The sequence below is a fragment of the Nostoc commune NIES-4072 genome (genome assembly GCF_003113895.1).
In the GTDB taxonomy this organism is placed as follows: domain Bacteria; phylum Cyanobacteriota; class Cyanobacteriia; order Cyanobacteriales; family Nostocaceae; genus Nostoc; species Nostoc commune.
The window spans coordinates 1,836,323-1,852,216 of the sequence record NZ_BDUD01000001.1 but is presented as its reverse complement, the minus strand read 5'-3'; the positions used below and the strand labels follow the sequence as shown (position 1 = coordinate 1,852,216).

At 42.4% G+C, this 15,894-nt stretch carries 17 protein-coding genes and 3 pseudogenes; 6 read left to right on the top strand and 14 right to left on the bottom strand.

Annotated features, from left to right (window positions below; all coding sequences use genetic code 11):
• The first annotated feature begins 18 nt into the window (after window positions 1-18).
• Window positions 19-1,218 carry an acyl-CoA dehydrogenase family protein gene (locus CDC33_RS08375; protein ID WP_109012496.1) on the top strand — a complete coding sequence of 400 codons (1,200 nt, stop codon included), beginning with the start codon at window positions 19-21 and terminating at the stop codon, window positions 1,216-1,218.
• Here CDC33_RS08375 and CDC33_RS38465 read toward each other — a convergent pair.
• Window positions 1,182-1,535: a hypothetical protein gene (locus CDC33_RS38465; RefSeq protein ID WP_181374254.1), complete on the bottom strand. Its 354-nt coding sequence runs from the start codon at window positions 1,533-1,535 to the stop codon at window positions 1,182-1,184. The two genes, CDC33_RS08375 and CDC33_RS38465, sit on opposite strands and share 37 nt — an antisense overlap.
• On the opposite strand from CDC33_RS38465, the gene gatA reads away from it, so the two are divergent.
• The gene (gene gatA, locus CDC33_RS08365; RefSeq protein ID WP_109008098.1) at window positions 1,534-2,994 is read left to right on the top strand and encodes an Asp-tRNA(Asn)/Glu-tRNA(Gln) amidotransferase subunit GatA; all 1,461 of its coding nucleotides are present in this window, start codon (window positions 1,534-1,536) and stop codon (window positions 2,992-2,994) included. The genes CDC33_RS38465 and gatA overlap by 2 nt on opposite strands.
• Before the next feature lie 113 nt (window positions 2,995-3,107).
• Here gatA and CDC33_RS08360 read toward each other — a convergent pair whose 3' ends face one another.
• Window positions 3,108-3,566, bottom strand: coding sequence for a helix-turn-helix domain-containing protein (locus CDC33_RS08360; protein ID WP_109008097.1), 459 nt, complete (start codon window positions 3,564-3,566; stop codon window positions 3,108-3,110).
• A gap of 214 nt (window positions 3,567-3,780) precedes the next feature.
• Between CDC33_RS08360 and CDC33_RS08355 the strand changes: the two genes are divergently transcribed.
• Window positions 3,781-4,089 carry a hypothetical protein gene (locus tag CDC33_RS08355; protein WP_146195790.1) on the top strand — a complete coding sequence of 103 codons (309 nt, stop codon included), beginning with the start codon at window positions 3,781-3,783 and terminating at the stop codon, window positions 4,087-4,089.
• A gap of 203 nt (window positions 4,090-4,292) precedes the next feature.
• Window positions 4,293-4,919 carry a PadR family transcriptional regulator gene (locus tag CDC33_RS08350; RefSeq protein WP_109008095.1) on the top strand — a complete coding sequence of 209 codons (627 nt, stop codon included), beginning with the start codon at window positions 4,293-4,295 and terminating at the stop codon, window positions 4,917-4,919.
• Between the two features lie 56 nt (window positions 4,920-4,975).
• Here CDC33_RS08350 and CDC33_RS08345 read toward each other — a convergent pair whose 3' ends face one another.
• Window positions 4,976-5,662: an HAD family hydrolase gene (locus tag CDC33_RS08345; protein ID WP_109008094.1), complete on the bottom strand. Its 687-nt coding sequence runs from the start codon at window positions 5,660-5,662 to the stop codon at window positions 4,976-4,978.
• Between the two features lie 195 nt (window positions 5,663-5,857).
• Here CDC33_RS08345 and CDC33_RS08340 point away from each other — a divergent pair, with 195 nt between their 5' ends.
• The gene (locus tag CDC33_RS08340; protein ID WP_109008093.1) at window positions 5,858-6,631 is read left to right on the top strand and encodes a glucosamine-6-phosphate deaminase; all 774 of its coding nucleotides are present in this window, start codon (window positions 5,858-5,860) and stop codon (window positions 6,629-6,631) included.
• Window positions 6,632-6,685: 54 nt separating this feature from the next.
• On the opposite strand, the gene CDC33_RS40250 is transcribed toward CDC33_RS08340, so the two are convergent.
• The 11 genes and pseudogenes from CDC33_RS40250 to CDC33_RS08285 all read right to left on the bottom strand — a co-directional run bounded on the left by CDC33_RS40250 (window position 6,686) and on the right by CDC33_RS08285 (window position 14,733).
• Window positions 6,686-6,844: a type II toxin-antitoxin system Phd/YefM family antitoxin gene (locus CDC33_RS40250; protein ID WP_244919174.1), complete on the bottom strand. Its 159-nt coding sequence runs from the start codon at window positions 6,842-6,844 to the stop codon at window positions 6,686-6,688.
• A 173-nt stretch (window positions 6,845-7,017) separates the two neighbouring features.
• A pseudogene (locus CDC33_RS40245) lies at window positions 7,018-7,164 on the bottom strand (NADH-quinone oxidoreductase subunit D-related protein); the annotation flags it as partial.
• Window positions 7,165-7,190: 26 nt separating this feature from the next.
• Window positions 7,191-7,322: pseudogene (locus CDC33_RS08325) on the bottom strand (cupin domain-containing protein); the annotation flags it as partial.
• Window positions 7,323-7,363: 41 nt separating this feature from the next.
• A complete protein-coding gene (locus CDC33_RS08320) occupies window positions 7,364-8,581 on the bottom strand; it encodes an ISAs1 family transposase (protein WP_109008091.1) in 1,218 nt (405 codons plus the stop codon).
• A gap of 388 nt (window positions 8,582-8,969) precedes the next feature.
• A pseudogene (locus CDC33_RS08315) lies at window positions 8,970-9,203 on the bottom strand (cupin domain-containing protein); the annotation flags it as partial.
• A 104-nt stretch (window positions 9,204-9,307) separates the two neighbouring features.
• On the bottom strand, window positions 9,308-10,477 hold the full coding sequence (locus CDC33_RS08310; protein ID WP_109008090.1) for a zinc-dependent alcohol dehydrogenase: 1,170 nt from the start codon (window positions 10,475-10,477) through the stop codon (window positions 9,308-9,310).
• A gap of 180 nt (window positions 10,478-10,657) precedes the next feature.
• Window positions 10,658-11,038, bottom strand: coding sequence for a hypothetical protein (locus CDC33_RS08305; RefSeq protein ID WP_109008089.1), 381 nt, complete (start codon window positions 11,036-11,038; stop codon window positions 10,658-10,660).
• A 62-nt stretch (window positions 11,039-11,100) separates the two neighbouring features.
• The gene (locus tag CDC33_RS08300; RefSeq protein WP_109008088.1) at window positions 11,101-12,270 is read right to left on the bottom strand and encodes a zinc-dependent alcohol dehydrogenase; all 1,170 of its coding nucleotides are present in this window, start codon (window positions 12,268-12,270) and stop codon (window positions 11,101-11,103) included.
• Between the two features lie 59 nt (window positions 12,271-12,329).
• Window positions 12,330-13,028 carry an SRPBCC family protein gene (locus tag CDC33_RS08295; protein ID WP_109008087.1) on the bottom strand — a complete coding sequence of 233 codons (699 nt, stop codon included), beginning with the start codon at window positions 13,026-13,028 and terminating at the stop codon, window positions 12,330-12,332.
• A gap of 105 nt (window positions 13,029-13,133) precedes the next feature.
• Entirely contained in the window at window positions 13,134-14,231 is a 1,098-nt protein-coding gene (locus CDC33_RS08290; RefSeq protein WP_109008086.1) for a DJ-1/PfpI/YhbO family deglycase/protease, read from the bottom strand.
• A 124-nt stretch (window positions 14,232-14,355) separates the two neighbouring features.
• On the bottom strand, window positions 14,356-14,733 hold the full coding sequence (locus CDC33_RS08285; protein ID WP_109008085.1) for a DUF2267 domain-containing protein: 378 nt from the start codon (window positions 14,731-14,733) through the stop codon (window positions 14,356-14,358).
• A 434-nt stretch (window positions 14,734-15,167) separates the two neighbouring features.
• On the opposite strand from CDC33_RS08285, the gene CDC33_RS08280 reads away from it, so the two are divergent.
• Window positions 15,168-15,566: a DUF6335 family protein gene (locus CDC33_RS08280; protein WP_109008084.1), complete on the top strand. Its 399-nt coding sequence runs from the start codon at window positions 15,168-15,170 to the stop codon at window positions 15,564-15,566.
• Window positions 15,567-15,894: the final 328 nt, after the last annotated feature.

Below are 15,894 nucleotides of genomic sequence, written 5' to 3'. Positions count from 1 at the left end.
AATTTTAAAGGAGTATTTATGTCACAGTTGGAGCAAGCAGTGCCAGACACCTTTGTAGCCAAAGGCTTAGAAATCCCCAATAATATATTCGACCAGGTGGAGGCTCTAGCGAAAGACTTTGCTACCCGTGCAGGGGCACATGACAAAGACGGTTCCTTTCCCTTCGAGAATTTTACAGCTTTGCATAAGGCAGGATTACTTAGCCTCACCATTCCTCGTGAATTAGGTGGTCAAGGTTTGGGGCTAGCAACTATCTGCCGAGTGATTGAAGGGATAGCGCGTGGCGATGCTTCCACCGCCCTAGTACTGACAATGCACTATCTCCAACATGCCCATGCAGCCCGTAGCCGTCGCTGGCATCCAGAAGTATATAAACGGCTGTGTCGTGAATCGATTGAAGGTATTGCCCTGCTCAATGCTGCCCGTGTCGAACCTGAGTTAGGAACGCCAGCTAGAGGCGGATTGCCTGCCACAATTGCCGAGCCAACAACAGAGGGTTGGCGTTTAACAGGCCACAAGCAATACACCACGGGTAGTCCCATCCTCAGCTACTTTGTTGTTTGGGCACGGACAACTGAGGATGAACCACAAGTTGGCAATTTTCTGGTTCCGCGCGATCTGCCTGGTTTGCAAATTGTCGAAACCTGGGATCACTTGGGAATGAGAGCTACAGGCAGCCACGATCTCATTTTGGAGAATGTATTAATCCCCAGAGAGTATGCTTTGAATATTAGCCCCATATCAACCGCGCCATCCTTTGATCCCGTGATTTCCACTTGGGGAAGTTTGACAATAAGTGCTTTATATCTAGGTGTTGCTACTAGTGCGCGAGACTGGCTTGTAAAATATCTTTGGGAGCGATCGCCTTCTAATCTCAAAGAGCCACTGGCAACTCTACCACGCTTCCAAACTGCTGTGGGTGAGATAGAAGCACTGTTGTTTGCTAACAATAGATTGATTTATAGCTTGGCTCAAGATATTGATCGGGGCGAATATGAGCCTAACGTAGGATTACAGGCACAAGCTGTTAAATATCTCACCACCACTAACTCGATTCGTGCTGTAGAGATTGCCTTAGAACTGACTGGTAATCCTGGTCTGTTAAAAAAGAATCCTTTAGAGCGACACTACCGTGATGTTCTGTGCAGCCGTATCCATACACCGCAAAATGATGTTATTTGTCAGTCTTTAGGGAAGAGTGTATTGAAAGTAAAGTGAGTGGGGAGTGGGGAGTGGGGATGAGGAAGTAGGGGGAGCAGGGGAGGCAGGGGAGACAAGGGGACAAGGGGACTTAAATCAGAACTTGCAACAAGTGTTTCCCCTTGTCCCCAATTCTCAAGAGTCCCCAAGTACTCTTTCTCATGCCCAATACCCAATACCCAATACCCAATACCCAATACCCAATACCCAATACCCAATACCCAATACCCAATACCCAATACCCAATACCCAATACCCAATACCCAATACCCAATACCCAATATCGGCCAATATGTACTAAAATCAATGACTTGAGTCACAAAGAGAGCAATCATGGCATCCATCCGCGAGTTGCACCAACAGCTGGTTAAGAAAGAACGTTCTGCCGTTGAAATTACCCAAGAAGCTTTAGAGCGCATTCAAGCGTTAGAGCCGAAATTGCATAGCTTTTTATGTGTTACCGCAGAACGGGCATTAGAGCAGGCAAGTGCTGTGGATGCGAAAATTACTGCGGGAGAAGAAATTGGTTTGCTAGCAGGCATTCCGGTTGGGATTAAGGACAATATGTGTACCAAGGGAATTCCTACCACCTGCGCCTCCCGGATTTTGGAAAATTTCGTGCCGCCTTATGAATCAACAGCGACGCAAAAACTGGCAGATGCTGGCGCGGTAATGGTAGGCAAAACTAACTTGGATGAGTTTGCGATGGGTAGTTCCACAGAAAACTCTGCCTACCAAGTCACGGCTAATCCTTGGGATTTATCACGAGTTCCAGGTGGTTCTTCGGGAGGTTCTGCGGCTGCGGTAGCGGCTCAAGAATGTGTGGTTGCTCTTGGTTCTGATACTGGCGGTTCGATTCGGCAACCTGCATCTTTTTGCGGTGTGGTGGGGATGAAACCCACTTATGGTTTGGTTTCTCGTTATGGTTTGGTGGCTTACGCTTCGTCTTTGGATCAAATTGGGCCATTTGGAAACACAGTGGAAGATGCGGCGATATTATTAAGTGCGATCGCAGGTTACGATCCCAAAGACTCTACCAGCCTCAAAGTTGCCATTCCCAACTACGCCGCTAGCTTAAAACCAGACTTCAAACCTAGAGGTCAGCTAAGAATTGGGATCATCAAAGAAACTTTTGGTGAAGGTTTAGACTCTGTAGTAGAACAAGCTGTTACCAAAGCAGTAGATCAACTACAAAGTTTGGGAGCGGAAATTCATATAATTTCCTGTCCCACCTTTCGCTATGGCTTACCCACCTACTACATCATCGCCCCATCAGAAGCGTCAGCAAACCTAGCTCGTTACGATGGCGTTAAATATGGTTATCGCGCCCCTGATGCCGATAATCTACTATCTATGTACACTCGTACCCGTGCCACTGGTTTTGGTACAGAAGTCAAACGCCGAATTATGATTGGCACTTACGCACTTTCGGCTGGTTATTATGATGCTTACTACCTGAAAGCACAAAAAGTCCGTACCTTGATTAAGCGAGATTTTGAAAAGGCTTTTGGCTTAGTTGATGTGTTAGTTTGTCCCACATCTCCCACTACAGCATTCAAAGCAGGGGAAAAAACTACCGACCCCTTGAGCATGTATTTAAATGACTTGATGACTATTCCTGTGAATCTTGCTGGTTTACCTAGTTTAAGTTTGCCATGTGGTTTTGATGATCAGGCGCTACCGATAGGATTACAGCTAATTGGCAATGTCCTGCGAGAAGACTTACTGTTTCAAGTAGCTTACGCTTATGAGCAATCCACTACTTGGCATCTGCGTAAACCGCAAATATCTTGAAAATGGCAATTAGTCATTAGTCATTTGTCATTAGTCATTTGTCATTAATTAATAAATAGTTCTTCTTCCCCTGCCTCCCCTGCTCCCCCTGCTTCCTCATCCCCACTCCCCACTCACTGATTACTGACCATTGACTGTTGACTATTGACTTCTGGAGTCGGAAATTCAGATGTAATTTGTGGTGGATTAAGTGTATGTAAAAGACCAGCAGATGCAGCTACTAATAAGAAAATGTAGGTAACAACAAGAGGTATATAGGTATTTGATTTGTTGCCTGAATTATTCTGATCATTCCTGGAGTCCTGGCAGACTACATTACTTATGAGACTATGTGATAAAGCATTTCCATCCAGTCCTAAAGCATCTCCATAGCGACGGATGAATCCTTGAACAAAAATAGGTTCAGGTAATTCTTCAAATTGTTCTTCTTCTAAAGCTTGCAAAACACCTGCTCTAATGAGTGTTCTTGCAGCTATTTCTTCTATACATATAGATTTTTGTTGTCTTACTTGTCGCAAATGTGTAGTTATTTCTTTTAACTGCTCTACTTGAGCTTGATTTAAGAGTGTCACTGTTTTCTCCTGTATGGGCTAATTCTACTATTCATATAGTCAGAAGCCTTAAATATGCATACGTATTTTTACTGGATAATTGATTTTTAGGAGAAATTTTTGAAAAATGGTTGAAATCTAGATTGGAAAATGCTAAAGCCTTATACTAAGTAAATATATTGTTAATATAGACACTTTATATTTATTAAAAACTTAAGGTATGAAAGCTAATAAAATGCAATTAATAATACAAGTATTTTTCCAACTGCTACTCTGGACTGGGATAATTGCAGCGATCGCTTACTGTGCCATCTGTCTATTTCTTTTTATTAAGCAACCTCGCTTCATTTTCTTTCCCTCTGCTGTTATTGAAAAGACACCAGAGTTTTTTAATCTCCCTTACGAAGAGATTTGGTTATCTGTGCCTAAAACAGGCAAGGTAGAACATATTCACGGTTGGTGGATAGAAGCCAAGCAACCCAATGCTAAGGTGTTGCTATACTTACACGGTAACGGTATTAATGTTGGCGCAAATTGCCCGTGACAATCATGGAACAGGGGTCTGAGTCCTCCACCTCTCCGATTTGGTGGCCAAGATTTGAGCGGGGTTAGAGCCAGGGTCAAATTCTTCCTTTCTGCCCTCTGCCTCCTGCCTTCTTTACAAATCTTCATCAAAATTCTATTCCGATATATCGGAATATATCACGATATATCGTATATTAGAGAAAGTTGATTTGAGATTCATTTATGTTTAGACACTTTCGATCACGTTTTGGCGCACCTGCATGGGCAGGAGTTAACGAAGACGATTCATTGTTTGTCAGGTCATGGTTTGGGCATGGCAAGCATCATGGTAGAGATCATGACAAACACTTTGGCAATGAAATGTTTGGTCGTGGTTGGGGAGACGAATATCGGACTCGTCGGGGTGACATCAAGTTTATCCTGCTGGAATTATTATCCGAGCATCCTAGTCATGGTTACGATCTGATTAAAGATGCGGAAACTCGCTATGGTGGTTTCCGTCGCCTTAGTCCTGGCTCAGTATATCCAACACTCCAATTGCTGGAGGAAGGTGGTTATCTTAAGAGCGCCCAGGAAGGTGGCAAGCGGATTTACACGATTACCGATGAGGGTAGACAATTATTGGCAGAACGCGCCCAACAAGAAACTTCAGATTCTCCTTGGGATACCTTTAAAAGTTTCGTCAAAGGTAAGCCCCAAGAGTTTATTGAGTTGCGGAATGCTGCAACAGAATTAGCTGCTGTTGTGGTGCAGGTTGCTCGTAGTGGCAATATGGAGCGGATAAATCGGGTGCGTGAGCTTCTAGAGCAAGTTAAACGGGAAATTTACGCGATTCTTGCGGAAAAATAAGTAGAAACGGGTTAACAAATTCGCGTCTCTACTCTTGATGTTCTAAGATTTTGCGCTTACAAGTTAGAAGCGATCGCACTCAAATCTGGTTCAATGAGTGAGTTGAGCAATGTCCACAACTGCAAATCAGTAAAATCTGGAATTGCCATAAATGCGCCGACTTCCTGTAAAAATTGGGGATCGTGAGTGGAGGCGATGCCAATAGTGCGGATATCTGCGCTCACCGCCGAACGAATACCAGAGGGAGAGTCTTCTAAAGCGATCGCTTCCTCTGCTGTAATCCCCAAGTTACTCAGGGCGACTTGGTAGGGCGCAGGGTCAGGTTTACCTGCAATACAATCATCTGCTACAACAACTGTATCAAAAGCTTCTTTTATTCCCAAAACTTCTAGCATAAATGCTGCATTTAATCTAGGGGCATTAGTAACTAATGCCCGCTTTAACTGATGTGTTTCTGTCCATGCTAGTAGTTCAGAAAATCCACTCAATGGTTTTAGATGCGGCGCGAGTTTGCGGAAAAGCGCCTCTTTTTCATCTGCAAATTTTTGCCCTTCTGCTGTTGATAATTGTGGCAGAATATCCTTAACAATTGCTGGATTTAGTCGCCCACTCATTCGGGATTTATAAAATGTTTCGTCAATTTCTATGTTGTAATTTAACAGCATTTCCCGCCAAGCTCGGTAGTGTATGGGGTCAGTGTTGACAATAGTGCCGTCTAGGTCAAAGAGAATTGCAGCCAGCATGATTTTTAGGTAAAATGTAAATAATTGTTAACTTAATTTAAATAGTTTACATTGTTTTTTTGCCTTTATACAACGCAAAAAGCTATAAATTAATCTGCTAAATCCTAAAATCTATACCTGATAGGACATATAAGGGCAAATCGGTAGAGCCTCTCAACAAACTACCGTATAATTGATAACTTTCTATGTAAGCAAATGCTAGCCGATCCAAACTTTTTTCGTGTTGATGATTTACTAGTGCAGATTTACAACTCTGAAGTCGAAATGGCTCAAGATGTTGCCGAAATCGCGCAAAAGCATTTACAGCAAGTTCTCCAACAACAGGAGACAGCTGCTGTATTGTTAGCAACAGGTAACTCCCAACTCAAATTTATTGATGCTTTGATTGCATTGGGTAGTGTAGATTGGTCAAGAATTATTCTGTTCCATCTAGATGAATATTTGGGAATTACTGCTGATCATTCTGCCAGTTTCCGGCGCTATATGCGAGAACGTGTAGAAAAGCGGGTTGTTCCTAAAGTATTTCACTATATAGAAGGTGATACATTGCAACCAGTGGCAGAGTGCGATCGCTACACTAAACTACTCCTTGCACAACCAATTGACTTATGCTGTCTTGGTGTTGGCGAAAATGGACATTTAGCTTTTAACGATCCAGCAGTAGCAAATTTTCAAGATCCTTACAGGGTAAAACTTGCGAAACTGGATACAGTGAACCGTCAGCAACAAGTAAGTACAGGTCACTTTCCAAATCTAGAAACTGTCCCACAATATGCTTTTACTGTCACCATCCCAACGATTTGTTCAGCTAAAAAAATTATCTGTCTGGCTCCAGAAACACGTAAAGCGAATGTAGTAAAACAGATGTTGCAAGGAGCTATAAGTATAGACTGTCCTGCTTCTATTCTTCGTCAACAATCCCAAGCAACGTTATTTTTGGATGTCAATTCTGCTAGTTTGCTGTCGTGAAAGTCTTCCAAGTGGGTTTCATCTTCGGACAGAATGGTTAAGGTTCCAATTGCACTACCGGGCTGGCGAGGTTTCCGGGGGTGATTGGAGTTCGCCAATCAGTCTGGCGACAGTGCGATCGCCGGAAAAAATCTCTACTTCTTCACCGGGTTGCAGACTTGCAATCAGTTCGGGTAAACGAAGTTGAGCTTCTGTTAATGGAATTCGTGTCATTGTTTTGTGCTTCTATGCCATCGCTCTTTTTTAATTTTACAGATATCTTGAATTTGGGCGATCGCCTGTCTAATTAGTTCAACTCTTAGCTTTAAGAGTATACGCGCTGTTTGTTCGTTGGTTCTTACCTATCAGGACTTACGCAACTGGCACAGGGCGATCGCATTTGCTATTTTGGCGATCGCGCCAATGCCTTGAACTCGACGGCGGAAAATGGGATTATTGGTAATTAAGAGTTCGTACTCATCTACTTTGGGAAAAAAGTAATTGCAGAAATCTTCGCACTTCCCTGCAAGAGAAGGGGAGTAAGATTCAAACATTTGAGAACCGCTATAATGTTTGCGGTTTAATTTTCATCCCGTCCGTGAACTTGAGCAGGTGGACTGGTTGCCTCAACAGCCGTGAATGGTTCCAGTATTTTGTATGTGTGGCTGGCTCCTTTTGGTACTACCCAAGAACTCCCAGGCTCTAGTAAAATTGCAGGGTTAGCGCGTCTCAAACCCTATTGACAAATGGATTCTAGGAGAGTGTTGAGTTTGGGAGAGCCGTCGCTAAGACAGAAACCATATACTGATCATTCATCGCGGCTCGCCGTGATTTTTGGCGGATACTGCGATGAAAAGATGTTTCTCGTTCTAAGGCATTGAGAGCAATCCGACGTAGTAAAGCAAAATTCTGTGGGCTGTGCAGAGAACGAATTCGACATTCATCTTCATTAAAAGTGACATCTAATGTCCAATGAACAGAATTTTCAATACCCCAGTGCTGTCGAATTGCACTACCAATCTTGTGAGCATCGCAGGCGAGACTAGTAATATAAAATTGCACCTCATGGGTAGTCTGATTCCAATGCTGAATCGAACGCACTACCATAACTACTGTTGTCAAACTAGTCCACAAATCTTGTTCATGAAGTGCAGGAAGTTTTGACACTGGCACGGTGTAAACCTGACGATTTTCGACTCGGTGATGCCCTTTTTCTACCCGTTGACTAACATTCACATCAACATCTTTAAACCCAAGAGATTGTGCTATTTCAAACCAATTTTTCACTTGTTGATGCAGCGTAGGGTGATTATCTTTCAGGCTCAAAATGTAATCAGAACCAGCCGCGATGATTTTCTGGGCAATCGATTTTTGTGTACCCATTGCATCAATTGTGATGATGCAGCCAGATATGTCTAGCATTTCTAACAGTGCTGGAATTGCGGTGATTTCATTGGATTTGTCACTGACCTTTGTTTGTCCCAAGACCAGACGGTGTTCACTCGACCAGGCACTGACCGTATGTAAAGCTTTTAGCTGAGATTCCCGATCATATGAGCCTCTATGAGTTTTGCCATCTATGGCTACTACTTCTACTCCCAATTTCTCAATTAATGATTGTACCCACTCCCGAAAACATTGCTCAAATTCTTTTGGGTTAATTCTTTCAAACACCCTCCTAAAAGTATCGGGGCTGGGTATCCCAAATGGTAGTTGTAAAAATGTTTTCAACCACTCCTGTTTATTGATTCCATACTCTTCAATATCTTCCCAACCTGACGCTCCTGCTATTACTGCCAAAATCGCTATGGTGATGATATCTGTGAGTAAATGATATCTTGTCCTTTCCACTCTGGGGTCTTTTATTTGTGTGAAGTATTCCTGAAACTTAGTGGTAATGTCTTTACTATCTATGCTAGGTGCAAAAGATGCTTTGGTTTTGCTTTTCTTGTTCTCAAATCCTATTGGCATGACTTTGATCTTGCACCTAGATGAATTAAATCTTACCCTACCTCAGATAGCGCCACTTTCTTTTAAACTAATTCTCAATTGTAGTCTTTCCCCATGTATTACACGGAAACAAGACTCCGACCATGCCTATTAATAGGTAAATAACAGCCTCTAAATGAATTCAATTTAATTTCATGGAGTACATCCAACAAATTAATTTCCTTTTTCCATGTAATACACCGTTAATCTCAAACCTTTCCCCAAGTATTACACGGTATTAGCTTGATTAAGATCCAGAATCAGGTTGTTTCCTTGGACAGTAAGCTATTAATTCCTCTCACCGTTCAATCAGGAGCGAACGTACAGTACAGTTCCTAATTCAAACAAATCCCCTTGTCAATAGGGTTTGAGACGCGCTAACCCTGAGTAAAATTGTTTGTCCTTCAATATGCAATTCTGCACGACCACTGATTACATAACCAACAGTTTCATATTCTCGTGCTGTTGGCTCTTTAGGTTCGTTCGGTTCCTCATTTTCCCATAGGCGCATGGAAATGGTTTTGCCAGATGCAAGATATTTCTGACCAAGTTGACCTTTAGGGGAATGGCTAGAGTCTACTTTGATAACGGTTGTATCAGACATATTTTTTGCCTCTTTATAGTTTTAACTTTGGGTATTGGGCATTGGGTATTGGGCATTGGGCATTGGGCATGGTTATTTTCCTTGTTTCCATTCCCTATTCCCTACTACGGTTTGAGTACAACTTTGATGCAGTTATCTTTCTTGTGCTTAAAAATTTCGTAGCCGTGGGGTGCTTGTTCTAGAGGTAAGGTGTGGGTGATGATAAATGTTGGATCGATGTCACCGTTTTGGATGTGTTCTAGCAAGGGTTTTAGATACTTGTGGACGTGTGTTTGTCCCATTTTGAAGGTTAATCCCTTGTTCATAGCAGCACCCATCGGGATTTTATCTAAAAAGCCACCGTATACACCCGCAAGTGATACGTGACCACCTTTAGCGGCAGACACTATTACTTGGCGTAATGCCGTCGGACGGTCTGTTTCTAGACGTACTGCTTGCTTTACTTGGTCGTAGAATGCCATAAAGTCTGTGCCGTGTGCTTCCATTCCCACTGCATCTATGCAAGCATCGGGGCCACGACCGCCAGTCATTTCTTTGAGTGCTTCGCCTACATTCACTTCTTCGTAGTTGAGAACTTCTGCTTTGCCGTATTCTTTAGCCATTTGCAGCCGTTCCGGAACCCGGTCAAAGGCGATTACCCGTTCGGCACCTAGCATATATGCGCTTCTGATGGCGAATTGTCCAACTGGGCCACAACCCCAAACAGCAACAATATCGCCGGGTTTAATGTTGCAATTTTCTGCTGCCATGTAGCCAGTGGGGAAAATATCTGTTAGAAATAGCACTTGCTCATCCGTTAAACCATCGGGAATTTTGAACAAACCGACATCGGCAAATGGTACTCGTGCATACTCTGCTTGACCACCAGCGTAACCGCCGAATAAATGAGAGTAGCCAAATAGACCTGCTGGCGAATGTCCCATTTGCTTTTCTACTAACCAAGCATTGGGGTTAGAGTTATCGCACAATGACCATAAATCCCGATTGCAGAAAAAGCAGCTACCGCAAGATATAGTGAAGGGAACAACGACGCGATCGCCTACCTTCACATTTTTAACTGCACTTCCAAGTTCTACGACTTCCCCCATGAATTCATGACCAAGGATATCGCCCTTTTGCATGGTGGGAATGTAGCCATCATAAATATGCAAATCTGAACCACAAATTGCCGTGGAAGTAATTTTAACAATGGCATCGCGTGGGTTAAGAATTTTGGGGTCGGGAACTGTATCTACCCGCACATCGTTTGCTCCATGCCAGCAAACTGCTTTCATAATATTTAGTCCTTACTTATCATTTCTGGCTCGTTAATATCAAGATAAACACTCGATTTAGCCTGATTTTGAGACGCGATAGTTATCGCGTCTCAGTAAATTTTCAAAGGTTGTTTTGCAGTGTATGAGTCAAAAAGTTAGACTCAAAATTTGCTGCAAATCTAGACTCTATCTTTAGAGTTACTTTCTAGGAGCAGTTCGGTAATAACCTTCTTTAGTTTCAGTCAATGGCTGAACTGTGTCTTCTACTTTATTTTTTGTAGACTTCAGAAACTCTTTTGTAGAGCGAGGAGTCTCTTCATCCAAGTTTAGCTTCTCGCGGATATTATCAGCAGCGCTTTTTAATGGATTTCGGCTATTTGTTGTTTGGGTATCGTTTCTGATTTCACCTTGCCCGTCTGGTACTCCTTTATAATAAGTACCCTCTGGAGTTTTAACATCAGCTTGTGCTACATTAACGTAGGTAAAAGCTTGACCCAGTAAAAACATAAATCCTACTAGGAAAACTACAAGAATTTGAGAAATGCGAATATTTCGTAGCCAAGAAGTTACTCGATTCATAAAAAACCTCAATTGCATTATGTTAGGTGTGCAATTCAAAACGCTGAATGACTATTCACCATTCAGGGTTTAAGAACAACTTTGATGCAGTTATCCTTTTTTTGTTGAAAGATGTGATAGGCGTGGGGTGCTTGCTCTAGTGGCAATTGATGGGTGACAACGAAGGATGGATCAAGTTTTCCGTCCAAAATCATCTGCAATAACGAATGCATATATTTTTGTCCATGCATTTGTCCTATCCTAAAGGTTAGACCCTTATTAAAGGCTGCACCCAATGGTAGTTTATCTACAAAACCACCATAAACACCCATGATTGAAAGAGTTCCGCCTTTACGACAGGCGACCATCATTTCCCGCAGAACGTGGGGACGGTCGGTTTCCAATCTGAGCTTTTGTTTTGTCTGGTCGTAGAAGTCTTCTAAACCAACACCGTGTGCTTCTAAACCAACAGCATCGATGCAAGCATCAGGGCCACGGCCACCAGTCATCTCTTTCAACGCTTCGCCAGCATTAACTTCTTCGTAGTTAATCACTTCTGCTTTGGCAAACTTTTTCGCCATTTCCAGGCGTTCGGGAAAGCGATCTATACCGATCACTTTTTCGGCTCCCATCATGTAGGCGCTAATCATGGCAAATTGTCCAACAGCACCGCAACCCCAAACGGCTACAGTATCACCCGGTTGAATATCGCATAATTCGGCGCCCATATAACCGGTGGGAATAGCGTCAGAGATGAATAACAACATCTCATCCGGCAAATCTGGCGGAACTTTGACGACACCCACATCAGCAAAGGGTACACGGATATATTCTGCTTGTGCGCCTGCATACCCACCTAGCATGTGGGAGTAGCCATAAATGGCTGAGGTGATATTGCCAAATAATTTTTCTTGAATCCAACCGTTGGGATTGGAATTATCGCACAATGACCACATATCACCTTGGCAATAATGGCAATTACCACAGCCAATTGTAGAAGGAACAACAACGCGATCGCCTATTTTTAAATTGTTGACTCCCTTACCAACTTCTACGACTTCCCCCATGAATTCGTGACCAATAATGTCACCCTGTTGCACTGTGGGAATATAGCCGCCATATATATGAAGATCGGAGCCACAAATCGCCGTGGAAGTAATTTTAATAATTGCATCACGCGGGTTGAGAATTGTCGGATCTGGTACCGACTGTACCCGCACATCATTAGCACCGTTCCAGCAAACTGCTTTCATAATTATTAATCATTGGGCATCGGGCATTGGGCATTGGGCATTGGGCATTGGGCGAATAACTAGCTACGTCCAGAGGGTTGCCCTTCAGTTGTGGCAATTTCGCCTGCTTCCATTAGCATTTTGAAACGGCGCAATTCATCACCAATTTGCTGTTCTGGTTCTTCACCAAAAAGTTTAGCTATGGTAGCTGTCAATGCTCCACCGGGGGGGTTATACTCCAAAACAACCTTAACTTCCGTGCCGCGATCGCCTGGTGCTTTTTTGAAGCGAACAAAACCAGAATTATCAACGTCTGCACCTTCTACAGAAGCCCAAGAAATAAATTCATTTTCTCGGTCTTCGAGAATATCTGCATCCCATTCTACTGTATTATCCAAAGGTGCATTGGCAATCCAATGAGAACGTTTTTCGTCGTACACCTTGACAGATTTGAGATGCTTCATAAATGTAGGCAAATTCTCAAAGTCGTGCCAAAAGCGATATAATTCTTCTGCCGATTTATTGATAGTTACCGTTTTTTCAACTTTGATGGGTTGGTTTAGACCTATTGCTTCCTGTGCTTTCTGGATTGTGCTTTGCTTGGTTGCACCTTGATAAACCAAACCACCACCGGCTAAAGCTGTCAGCGCTCCTCGCAATGAACCTTGCCTTAAACCCATCAGCACCATTGCACCGCCACCAATAAGGGATGCCCAACGCTCTACTTCACTAGCTTCTGGCTGGTTTGTACTTGATTTATCCCCTGATGTTGAAGTCACTTTTTATATCTCCATTACTGTAAATTCACCATTGAGGCGCAAATACCCTCTTCTTTCTTGTGTATTATTTGCGCCTCTTCGGTAGCCGCCTACGTTCAAAAAACCTTACATTGACACAGCAGCCCCTGTAGTAGGCTTAGGAGGCTGAATCTGACTGCCTATCCGCGCCCGATACAGTTCTACTAATCGCTGTTCGTATTTCAATAAATCTTGGTAAATTTCTTTGAAAATAGCAGTTGCTACTGGGTCAGTGAACATTGCACACAAATTGCCAACATCGCCGATACCAGTTTGCACATCGCCTAAAGCAGAACGTAACTGATATATGTCATCACTTCCTGTTAAGGCAGTTTTCACCTTGGCATACTGATTAGCAATATTTGCGCCTAAAGAAGGTTTTTCGCCTAATAACTGAAGATAGGTTTCCAGTTTTTGAATGTGGCGCTGTTTATTAGCAATTATTTCTTGAAAAACTGAGTTAACTTCGTTATCTGATTCCTTTTGCAAGTAGTTTTCAAATGCTTCTAGCGAATAACGTTCACCAGCAAGAGCATTATTTAAACCTTTGGTGATCTCACCTTTAGTTGAGCCACCCCAAGCATCAGCCAGCTTCCACCATTGGGCACTTGTGTCTTTTTCATTTGGTAATGCAGCTTCTTTGCCACCATAACCCAAACGGCTCAAAATAGCTGTGGTAAAAATTGGCAAGTCTCCAGGTTCACGGGATGTAATCAAATTTCCGTCAACTACCACCGGCTCATCTAGATATTTTGCGCCAGCGTTAATCATATCCTTGGCAATAGCAATAAAACCAGTAGCTTGTTTACCTTTGAGCAAGTCGCCTTCAATCAAAACTTGTGGGCCATGACAAACAGCAGCGACTAATTTTCCTTGTTGTATAGCTTCTTGGACAAAACGTACTGTGTTGGTATTCCGCCGCATTTGATCGGGAGCCATCCCACCAGGAATGATCACAGCGTCGAATTCGGCTGCGATCGCTTCTGTAGTAGTACCATCAGCTTGGATGCTAAGTTTGCCGCGTTTACCCTTATATTTTTCATTCATTCGAGAACCGAGGACTACTACCTCCATTCCTGCTTGTTTTAGTCCATTATAAGGAACTGTAAATTCTGCATCCTCTACCGCATGTTCAATGAGAATGGCAACTTTTTTATTACCGGAATGATTGTTATACTCAGTCATTGATTGTATTACCTGTTTATTTTTAGTATTTAACTAGCTACAATATTTATTGATTACAAAAGTTAAGCAGCTAGAATTTCTTGTGATATTTAATTGCCTACTATGCAGCAACTTAAATTGTTGGTCAAGTTCCAAACATTTCTTCGTAATCGTGAGACAAATGGGAATGCAAGGTATCAAATAATTCTGGACTGATAGCATTTTGCAACACAGTAAATACAGCCCGAACATGAATTGCCACAGTGGTTGGTTCTATATTTTCTTTCTGACTTGCACGGGCAATAAACTCTTGAAAATTGAAAGAGCCACCACTATCCCCTTCTTTTCCTCGCAAATAATCACCTAGTTGTTGGGGCAAATTTGCAGCTAGTTCTTCTGCTTCATCATTTGCTATCCGTTCTTTAAGGGTTTCTAGTGTGGCACGGGTAGCACGTTCTGCCTCTTCACGAGAATCTGATTGGGTAAGGCTTTGTACATGTGTAATGAACTCATCGTATTCCACTGTTGACCTCCGCTTCTCAAAATTCTTTAGTTAAAAGCATGAATATAAAGTTAAATGCTAAACTTAAATTTGATTTTTTGCTTAATACTAATAGGACTTACGCACACTCTACGAATTCTCGGCGCTCTTGGCGTCTTGGCGGTTCGAGAAATTAAGCTTTTTAGCAATTTTTGCGTAAGTCCTAACTAAAAAATAGTTATGAGTAAGAACTTGGCTACTGAATAATTTCGGTTTTAGAGCTACTAACTCATAACTAAAAACTTCAACTACAAGTTGCTTAACCATGAATTCATATTTACAATGGTATGGCCCAATGTGTACTTTAACTTCGTACCAAGGGGATAGATATTTTATTTCTAAAGCTATACATCTCTAGTAAGACAACTGGGTGACAAGAAAACGTTATTGTGAGAATGCACAAAAGGGCTAGTATCATGGCAGAAAAAAATCATAATGACAAAGTTGAAACCAATGATTTGCCACAGGAAATTACCGAATCTTATGGTACTGGTGTGAAAGACTTGCCGGGATACAATATTGGTGGGCGCTCAATACGAGCAGAAAGACAGGAGTATACAGAAACTAGTCCCGAACTCACTGGTGGCGATGTTGATGCTTATTGGCAAGATGCAGATGCAGTTGGGGATGAAGCTGTTGGTGGTAGTACTTCCACTCCCGATCAAAATGTAACTGAGGAGCTAGAAGCAGCAGTAGGGCTAGAAATGGCTGATTCTGAGTTTCTGCATACTAACGATATTTTAGAAGAACGTGACGATTCTCGTTGGGAGTTAGATCCGAAATCTTCTGAAGATTATCAAGATCGGCGAGAATAAGCTAGATAAAAGCAAAAGCCATATTCCTACTGTACATTAGACTTCTTACAAAAGTGCTTTTTGCCCTCTTGGGGAAAAGGGTAAAGGTTAAATCAGTTATCAGTTATCAGTTATCAGTTATCAGGCGTATGGTGGGGGATTTAGACCCGCCACCAACGCATTCCACCTCTTTGTGGGGGACTTAAACCCAGGGATAAATAGATCACTGATAACTGTTTACTGTTCACTGTTCACTGTTAAAGAGGAAAGGGATAATACAAAACTTTTTCCTCTTCACCTTTTCCTGACTTATGCAAGAAGTCTATTCAAAAATTGGATGTCGCTGTTC